Below are 8,381 nucleotides of genomic sequence, written 5' to 3'. Positions count from 1 at the left end.
CCGCCGCGCCCCGCCGGCCGGCGGCCGTGCGCTCCTCCGCGTAGCAGGGGATGCAGACACCGCCGTCCCGGCCGGGCAGCTTCATCGGACGTAACCCGCAGACGGCGCAGGGCAGTTTGCCGACGTACTGGGCGTCCAGGCCGACCGGCTTGCCGTTTCTGCTGAAGGCCGCCATGGTCTGCCTCCTCTATGCCAGGACGGTTCCGGTGCCGGCGCAGCCTGAGCACTGCGTGGTGACCCGGTGGCCGGCGGGGGTCTCCCACTCCACGGTGCCCGCGCCGCCGCAGTCCGGGCAGGGCTTCTGCGGAGGCATGTTCTCGCTCATTCTGCCCACGGTAGGCCGTGTCATGTGGCCGTGCGACCACTTTCCGTGATCAGGCGGCAATGCACGGGGGCGGGCGTCGTGGGCGCCGGGGGCAGGTCCTCCCGGCGCCCGCCGTGCACCGTTCACGGCGGAACGATCGGTTCCGCGCCGCCCTTGAGTGATCGTTCCGGGGCGTTAATTCCGCGACAAGGATTGGTTTTCCCTCTCCGTGGGTCGGTCTGCCCGAACGGGGAGGGGTGGCCGGAGAGGGGCCGTTCCCGGGTTTCTCGCGGCGCAATGCGGCCGACCGGAAAAGTTCATGTAGTTGCCATTTAAGCCGCAGCCGCAAAGCGGGCGGGCAAACAAAAGGCAGGAGCCCCGATCTCCTCCCGAAAGGAGGAGCGGGGCTCCTTGGGTACTACTAGTCGACCTAATAGCTAAAGGTCGTGTCGGGCAACTTAGGCCGGCGTGACGTTCTCCGCCTGCGGGCCCTTCGGACCCTGCGTGACGTCGAAGGTGACCTGCTGGTTCTCCTCCAGAGAGCGGAAACCAGTGGCGTTGATCGCCGAGTAGTGGACGAAGACATCCGGGCCGCCGCCGTCCTGGGCGATGAAGCCGAAGCCCTTTTCAGCGTTGAACCACTTGACGGTTCCGGTAGCCATGAGCCCTCCTTGGGCCAAAGGGTTGCCCTGCTCCAGAACCTGCAAACAAGTCTGAAAACTACAAAAGCCTGCGGGTCACATGCTCCGCAGGCTCTGTACTGCAAGGGAAACCAAACTGCAACTTGCGCTGAGCGTAGCATGGTGCGCTCGTGAGGTGGAAGAGCCAAAGATCACGTTTAGCCGAGAGCGTCAGAGGCCATCCCGGGCCCCGCCGTGCCGCACCGAGAGGGGCGGGTCTAGCCTCCGCATGTGGACAATTCAACCTTCGGAGACGCACCCGCAGGAGCCGACGCCGACCACCGTCGCAGCCGGCCGCGAGTGGGCCACATCCAGTTCCTGAACTGCCTGCCCCTTTACTGGGGCCTGGCCCGTACGGGCACTCTGCTCGACCTGGACCTGACAAAGGACACCCCGGAGAAGCTCAGCGAACAGCTGGTGCGCGGGGAACTCGACATCGCGCCGATCACGCTCGTCGAATTCCTGCGGGCCGCCGATGATCTCGTCGCTTTCCCGGACCTCGCGGTCGGCTGCGACGGGCCGGTGATGTCCTGCGTGATCGTCTCGCAGAAGCCGCTGGAGCAGCTGGACGGCGCCCGGGTCGCCCTCGGGTCGACCTCGCGGACCTCCGTACGGCTCGCGCAGCTGCTGCTCGCCGAGAAGATCGGCGTGCGGCCCGAGTACTACCGCTGCCCGCCGGACCTCGGGCTGATGATGCAGGAGGCGGACGCCGCGGTGCTGATCGGTGACGCAGCGCTGCGTGCCAATCTGCACGACGGGCCCAAGCTCGGGCTGGAGGTACACGACCTGGGCCGGATGTGGAAGGACTGGACGGGACTGCCGTTCGTCTTCGCCGTATGGGCGGCCCGGCGGGACTACCTGGAGCGCGAGCCGGTGGTGGTCGGGAAGGTGCACGAGGCGTTCCTGGCCTCGCGCGACCTGTCGCTGGAGGAGGTCGGCAAGGTCGCCGAGCAGGCCGCCCGCTGGGAGCACTTCGACGAGGCGGTGCTGGAGCGGTACTTCACCACGCTCGACTTCCGGTTCGGACCGGACCAGCTGCGCGGCGTCGCCGAGTTCGCGCGCCGGGTCGGCCCGACGACCGGGTTCCCGGCCGATGTGACGGTGGAGCTGCTGGCCGGGGCGCGCCGGGCGTGACGCCAGTGGCCGGCGGCGTCCCGCGCCGGCCGCACCGCCGCACCGCACCGCCGCACCGCACCGCCGCACCGCCGCGCCGGCATAGGCACCGGCTTCAGGGGGCGGGTGTTCGGGGCGCGGACCTCAGGGGGCGGGCGTCGGGCCGCGGAGGACCTTGCTGATCGCCTCCAGGCTCGCGTCCCGCATGCCCTTGATGTAGCTCTTGGCGTTGTGCCCGCCGTCCTCTATGACGTGCAGGTGCGCCTTCACGGGCCCCTTGGCGTACTCCCGGATGAAGCGCTCCAGATTGGCCCGGCCGCCCTCCCGCGTGCCGATCTGGAACTGGAGGTAGACGTCCGGGGCGCCGGGGCGGGCGGCGAGCTGTCGGGCCAGGTGCTCCGGGTCGTTGGCCCGCTTCTCCTTCTCGTGGCCGCGCCAGAGAGGGGAGTCCGGGCGGGTGTCCGGGCCGCTGGCGATCACCGCCTTGAAGCGGTCGGGGTGCTGGAGGACCTGCTTGAGGCCGACGAAACCGCCCGACGAGGAGCCCATGATCGCCCAGCCGTCGCGCGAGGTGAAGGTCCGGAAGTTGGCCTTGACCAGGTCGGGGACGTCGTCGGAAATCCAGGTGCCCATCTTCGGCTGCCCCGGGATGTCGCTGCCGTCGTAGTAGCGCTTGCCGGCGTTGAGGACCGGCATGGCGACGATGAACGGCTTGCCGCGGCCCTGGGCCACCAGGTCGCTGATGGTGCGCTGGAGCTTGAGGTCGGTGCCCATCCAGTAGTTGACCGGGTAGCCGTAACCGCCCGGCAGGGCGAGCAGGACGGGGAACGCGCTGTCGCGGTAGCGGTCCTCGTAGTACTCCTTCGGGGCCCAGACCCACACCTTGCCGGTGAAGCCGGACTTCTTCCCGTGCAGGGTCGTCACGCCGATCTTCGTGCCGTCGCTCAGCGTGCTCGCCGTACGGAACTCCGCACGGGGGCCGGTCGGCATCCGTACCGAGGGGTCGGTGGTGGTCGGCAGCGGCGGGCCGGGCACACCGTCGGGGAGGGACCGGCTGAACGACATCGGCTCACCGGTGTCGTTGAGGACGTCCATGTACTTGACCGTCGGGTACGCGCCGAGCCCGAGGATGGCGATGAACGCGGTGAGCAGGGAGAGCCGCCACTTGGGCCGGGTGCTCTCGGACGTACGGCGACCACGGCGGCGGAACTTGGGGCGCGGGCGGTGGTGCACGGCGTTCTCCGGAGGGTCGCGCGGCGGCGTGGGGCGCTGTCGCAGGCCAGGACCGCTGGCGGCGGAAGCGTCGGGCGGGATGGCCGACTTGTGCCCTGTTTGATGCGGAAAACGGGGCGAAGGTTTCCGGAACGGGGGATGACGTGGGTCATAAGCGTGTGCGTGGGTTACTCGTGAGTGATGGGCGTTGACGTGAGGGATCAGCGGTCACGTCGGTGGTCGGTGTTCGCGTCGGTGGTCGGTGTTGGCGTGGGGGATCGGTGTTTCGCGTCGGTGGTCGGCGTTGGCGTCGGTGATCAGTGTTCGCGTTGGTGATCGGTGTTGGCGTCCGTCATCGGTGTTCGCGCCGGGGAGCAGTGCCGGCATCGGGCATCGGCGTTTTCCGACCGGGGTATGGCGCGGGTCATAAGCTGTTGGCGCCGTCATCAGGGGGAGGCGCGATGGAGCCGCTGGCAGGGGACGATCCACGGGTCCTGGGCGGATACCGACTGCTCGGTCGGCTCGGCGCGGGTGGCATGGGGCGGGTCTATCTGGGGCGCAGCGCGGGCGGCCGGACCGTCGCGGTCAAGGTCGTGCACGCGCAGTTCGCCGCCGACGAGCAGTTCCGGGCGCGGTTCCGGCGGGAGATCGAGTCGGCGCGGCGGGTGGGCGCCGCCTGGACCGCGCCCGTACTGGACGCCGATCCGGACGCCTCCGTTCCGTGGATCGCCACCGGCTATGCGGCCGGCCCCTCACTGGCACAGGCGGTCGGCGCGTTCGGGCCGCTGGCCGAGCACTCCGTACGCGCCCTCGGCGCCGGACTGGCCGAGGCGCTGACCGCGGTGCACGCACTCGGGCTCGTCCACCGCGACGTCAAACCCTCCAACGTCCTGCTGACCCTGGACGGGCCGCTGCTGATCGACTTCGGCATCGCCCGCGCCACGGACGGCACCGCCTCCCTGACGTCCACCGGGGTCTCGGTCGGATCGCCGGGCTACATGGCGCCCGAGCAGATCCTGGGGATGGGCGCGGAGGGCGCGGCCGACGTCTTCTCGCTGGGGGCGGTACTGGCCTTCGCGGCCACCGGTGTCCCCCCGTTCCCCGGGGACTCGTCCGCCGCCCTGCTCTACAAGGTGGTGCACGAGGAACCGGAACTGGGTCCGCAACTCGGTGGCGAACTACGGGAATTGGTGGCCGGCTGCCTCGTCAAGGACCCGGCGCGGCGGCCCGCCCCCGAGGAGGTCGCGGCCCGGCTCGTGGGGGAGGGGAGTGGCGGCGCGGCCGGGCTGGTGCGCGCCGGGTGGCTGCCGGCACCGGTCGTGGAGCAGGTCAGCCGGCAGGCGGTGGAACTGCTGAACCTTGAGGTGGAGCGGCGGGAGCAGCGAGACCAGGAGCTAGGGGAGGCCGGGGAGGACCCGGAAGAGGGGGCGCGGGCTCGGGGGACGGCGGGGGTGCCCGGCGGGGCGTTCGGGCCGCCGGATCCGTCGTACGGGGCGGTGTCCGGGCTGATCCCCTTCGACGCGCCGGCAGAGGTCGGGGGCGAGGCCCCCACGGACCGGCCCGGCGGCCCTGGTGGCCCTGGCGGCCCCGACGTCCCCGGCCTGCCGTCCGCGCCGGAGACCGCCTGGCCGTCCGCCGCCGCACCGCCGGCGACTCCGCACGCCTCCGGTGGCAAGGGTGCCACCGGAGGAACCGGTGGCACCGGAGACACCGGTGGCACCCGTAACCCTGGTCCTGCCGACGGCACCGCGGCCGACGGCGCCGCGGCTGTCGCGGATCTGCCAACGGGGTCCCCGTCCCCGTCGTCCCCGCCCCCGTCTCCGTCGTCTCCGCCCGCCCCCAAGGAACGGCGGATCGCACTCGCCGGCGCCGTCGGCGCCAAGGACCGGCCGCGGCGGGTGAGCTGCACGCTGGTGCTGTCGGTGGCCGGCGCACTGGCCGCCGCGACGACCGCCGGGTTCGTCTTCACCATGCTGCGGAACGGCGGCGGCAGCGGCACCACCGACGCCCAGCCGCCCCCCGGGCGCACCGCGTCGGCATCCCCCTCCGAGCCGTCCCCCGGGCACACCGGGTCCGCGCACCCCTCCGAGCCGCCCCAAGGGTCCGGCCAAGGAACCGGAAACGGCACCGGCGGCGACGTCCCGCACCCCTTCCTCGGCACCTGGAGCGGCACCCTCACGATGGCCAACGGCTTCCCCAACGGCTCCATGACCAGCGTCATCACGGCCGGCCACCAAGGGGAGTTCGTGGTCCGTACGACCTATGACGCGGTGCTGCTGCGCTGCCGGGCGAAGGCGAAACTGCTCTCGGCCGGCGGCGCCGAGCTGGTGCTCCGGGAGAGCCCGGACGGCAAACAGGGGCCGGGCTGCACGGGCACCACGTCCACGGTGACGTACACCCTCGGCAAGGACGGCGCGCTCACCTTCACCTCCGACGACAAACAGGGCGGTACCCCGAAGGCGACCTTGGAGAAGAGCGGCTGAGGCGGTGTCGCGGGCCGGCCGGGAGGGGGCGCCCGGCCGGCCCCGAGGCTGTCGGTGCCCTGGCGTAGGCTGGTTCAGTCCTTGAGTACGGAGCGCGCCACTCACCGCGCCCACCGTGCTCACTGTCTGTCCGCCTCCGAAAGGGACGCCCCGGTGACCGAGAACGCCGACCTCCAGTCCGTACTCGACCGCGCCGCACAGGGCGGCCGTATCACCCCGGAGGAGGCACTCGACCTCTACCGCTCCGCGCCGCTGCACGCGCTGGGCCAGGCCGCCGACGCCGTACGCCGCCGCCGCTACGCCGGCACCGAGCACATCGCGACGTACATCATCGAGCGCAACATCAACTACACCAACGTCTGCGTGACGGCCTGCAAGTTCTGCGCGTTCTACGCCGCCCCCAAGGACACCGCCAAGGGCTGGACCCGCGACCTCGACGACATCCTGCGCCGCTGCGCGGAGACCGTCGAACTGGGCGGCACCCAGATCATGTTCCAGGGCGGCCACCACCCGGACTACGGCGTCGAGTACTACGAAGAGCACTTCTCGGCCATCAGGAAGGCGTTCCCGCAGCTGGTCATCCACTCCCTCGGCGCCTCCGAGGTCGAGCACATGGCGCGGATCTCCAAGGTCTCGGTCGAGGAGGCCATCTCCCGGATCCACACCGCGGGCCTCGACTCGTTCGCCGGCGCCGGCGCCGAACTCCTCCCCGCCCGCCCCCGCAAGGCCATCGCGCCGCTCAAGGAGTCCGGCGAGCGCTGGCTGGAAATCATGGAGACGGCGCACAAGCTCGGCGTCGAGTCCACCTCCACCATGCTGATGGGCACCGGCGAGACCAACGCCGAGCGCATCGAGCACCTGCGGATGATCCGCGACGTCCAGGACCGTACGGGCGGCTTCCGCGCCTTCATCCCGTACACCTACCAGCCGGAGAACAACCACCTGAAGGGCCAGACGCAGGCGACGATCTTCGAGTACCTGCGGATGATCGCCGTCGCCCGCCTCTTCCTCGACAACATCGCGCACATCCAGGGCTCCTGGCTGACGGTCGGCAAGGAGGCCGGCCAGCTCGCGCTGCACTACGGCGCGGACGACCTCGGCTCGATCATGCTGGAGGAGAACGTGGTCTCCTCGGCCGGCGCCAAGCACCGCTCCAACCGCCTGGAGATCATCGACCTGATCCGCAAGGCGGACCGCGTCCCGGCGCAGCGCGCGACGACGTACGAGCACCTGGTCGTCCACGACGACCCGGCCGACGACCCGGTGGACGACCGCGTCGTCTCGCACCTCTCCTCCACGGCCATTGAAGGAGGAGGGGTGGCGCGCAGCGCCTCGGCTGAGGGCGGTGGTGGGCGACGGGTGGGAGGCACCACCCACCCCGACCTGAAGCTCATCGAGACCAACTGACCCCGCTCAGACCCCCGCAGCCCCGCACTGGGCCCCGCACCGAGCCCCGCAGCAGAGGCGCCCTGACCGTGACCGCCCTGACCGTGACCGCCCCGGAGCAGCCGACGCGACGCCGTCCTCGGCACCCGCACGGGCACCGGCCCCAGCACCCGAGCCGGGGCCGGTCATCGGTCGCGCACCGCCCGCCGCCCCGCTCCCGCACCCTCCCCGCACCTCTCGGACCACTCCGACTCCTCGGCCTTCTCGCACTTCTCGGACTCCTCGCGCTCCTCGGACTCCTCCCCAACCGACCGCTGGACCACGGGTGTTGACGCTCCACCGGGTGCGCGCCGTCCGGCTGGCCGAGGGCGGCGCACCGGCCCCCGGGCACGCGGTCGTCGTCGATGGCGCCCGCCTGGCCGCCATCGGCCCGTACGAGGAACTGCTGGCGGCCTACGGCGAACGGGCACGGATCCGGGAGTGGGACGGCGTACTCACCCCCGGCCGCTACGAACCGGACGGCGCCGCGCTCCTGGAGGCGACCTACCACCCCGATCCGCGCGAGGTCGCCGAACTCGGCAGCGAGCCGCTGACCGGGGTCGCGCTGGCCGCACTCGACATGCCGGATACCCGGTGGGGTGCCAGCGCCCGCCGCGGCCTGCAACGCCTGCTGGCGACCGGAACCACCGCGCTGACCGGCCCGTTCACCCGGCCCGCGGTCCGCACGGCCGTCCAGCGATCCGGCCTCGAAGAACTGCCCGGCCCCCGCCCGCGCCCCCTGACCGCCGGGGGCCCGGCCAACTTCGCGATCTTCGCCCCGGACGGCACCTGCCTCGCCACGGTCATCGCCAGCCGCCTCGTCCACCGCCGCCGCTGACCCGGTCGCAGATCGCCATGTCGCCGCAGCGCCACCACGTCGCCGCAGCGCCACAACCTCGCCGCAGCGCCACCACGTCGCAAAGCCACCACCAACCACCATCACAGACTGTAATAATGAAGGGAACTAGTCACTCTCCGTAATCGTTGCCGGAATATAAGGAGGCGGCGAACGGCGAACGGCGAACGCGCCTCGCGAACGGCGACCACGGCCCGCGACTGGCGGACATGGTCTGTGGGTGGCGGTCGTGGTCCGCGGCTGGCGGACGTGGGCAGGGCATAGCAGGGCAGGTCATGGTCGGGGCTGGCGGATACGGTCCCTGGCTG

At 71.4% G+C, this 8,381-nt stretch carries 7 protein-coding genes; 4 read left to right on the top strand and 3 right to left on the bottom strand.

What is annotated here, in order from left to right; translation table 11 throughout:
• Positions 1-187 precede the first annotated feature (187 nt).
• A complete protein-coding gene (locus RZ84_RS38985; RefSeq protein ID WP_157878840.1) occupies positions 188-325 on the bottom strand; it encodes a hypothetical protein in 138 nt (45 codons plus the stop codon).
• A 437-nt stretch (positions 326-762) separates the two neighbouring features.
• Positions 763-966, bottom strand: coding sequence for a cold-shock protein (locus tag RZ84_RS16500; protein ID WP_043264958.1), 204 nt, complete (start codon positions 964-966; stop codon positions 763-765).
• Positions 967-1,215: 249 nt separating this feature from the next.
• Between RZ84_RS16500 and RZ84_RS16495 the strand changes: the two genes are divergently transcribed.
• Positions 1,216-2,118, top strand: coding sequence for a menaquinone biosynthetic enzyme MqnA/MqnD family protein (locus tag RZ84_RS16495; RefSeq protein ID WP_052229971.1), 903 nt, complete (start codon positions 1,216-1,218; stop codon positions 2,116-2,118).
• A gap of 123 nt (positions 2,119-2,241) precedes the next feature.
• On the opposite strand, the gene RZ84_RS16490 is transcribed toward RZ84_RS16495, so the two are convergent.
• The gene (locus RZ84_RS16490) at positions 2,242-3,330 is read right to left on the bottom strand and encodes an alpha/beta hydrolase (protein ID WP_107068129.1); all 1,089 of its coding nucleotides are present in this window, start codon (positions 3,328-3,330) and stop codon (positions 2,242-2,244) included.
• 440 nt (positions 3,331-3,770) lie between these two features.
• Between RZ84_RS16490 and RZ84_RS16485 the strand changes: the two genes are divergently transcribed.
• The 3 genes from RZ84_RS16485 to RZ84_RS16475 all read left to right on the top strand — a co-directional run bounded on the left by RZ84_RS16485 (position 3,771) and on the right by RZ84_RS16475 (position 8,055).
• Positions 3,771-5,792, top strand: coding sequence for a serine/threonine-protein kinase (locus tag RZ84_RS16485; RefSeq protein ID WP_043264956.1), 2,022 nt, complete (start codon positions 3,771-3,773; stop codon positions 5,790-5,792).
• Positions 5,793-5,945: 153 nt separating this feature from the next.
• On the top strand, positions 5,946-7,199 hold the full coding sequence (gene mqnC / locus RZ84_RS16480) for a cyclic dehypoxanthinyl futalosine synthase (RefSeq protein WP_078893827.1): 1,254 nt from the start codon (positions 5,946-5,948) through the stop codon (positions 7,197-7,199).
• A gap of 304 nt (positions 7,200-7,503) precedes the next feature.
• Positions 7,504-8,055 carry an imidazolonepropionase-like domain-containing protein gene (locus RZ84_RS16475; protein ID WP_043264955.1) on the top strand — a complete coding sequence of 184 codons (552 nt, stop codon included), beginning with the start codon at positions 7,504-7,506 and terminating at the stop codon, positions 8,053-8,055.
• Positions 8,056-8,381 lie beyond the last annotated feature (326 nt).

Origin of the sequence: Streptomyces sp. CT34 (genome assembly GCF_000805335.1) — a bacterium.
Lineage (GTDB): Bacteria > Actinomycetota > Actinomycetes > Streptomycetales > Streptomycetaceae > Streptomyces.
The sequence above is the reverse complement of the archived record's forward strand: the minus strand, read 5'-3'. Positions and strand labels throughout refer to the sequence as shown.

Coding starts and splice junctions, on each gene's coding strand:
- RZ84_RS38985 (WP_157878840.1), bottom strand. CDS start 325: ATGAGCGAGAACATGCCTCCGCAGAAGCCCTGCCCGGACTGCGGCGGC.
- RZ84_RS16485 (WP_043264956.1), top strand. CDS start 3,771: ATGGAGCCGCTGGCAGGGGACGATCCACGGGTCCTGGGCGGATACCGA.
- RZ84_RS16500 (WP_043264958.1), bottom strand. CDS start 966: ATGGCTACCGGAACCGTCAAGTGGTTCAACGCTGAAAAGGGCTTCGGC.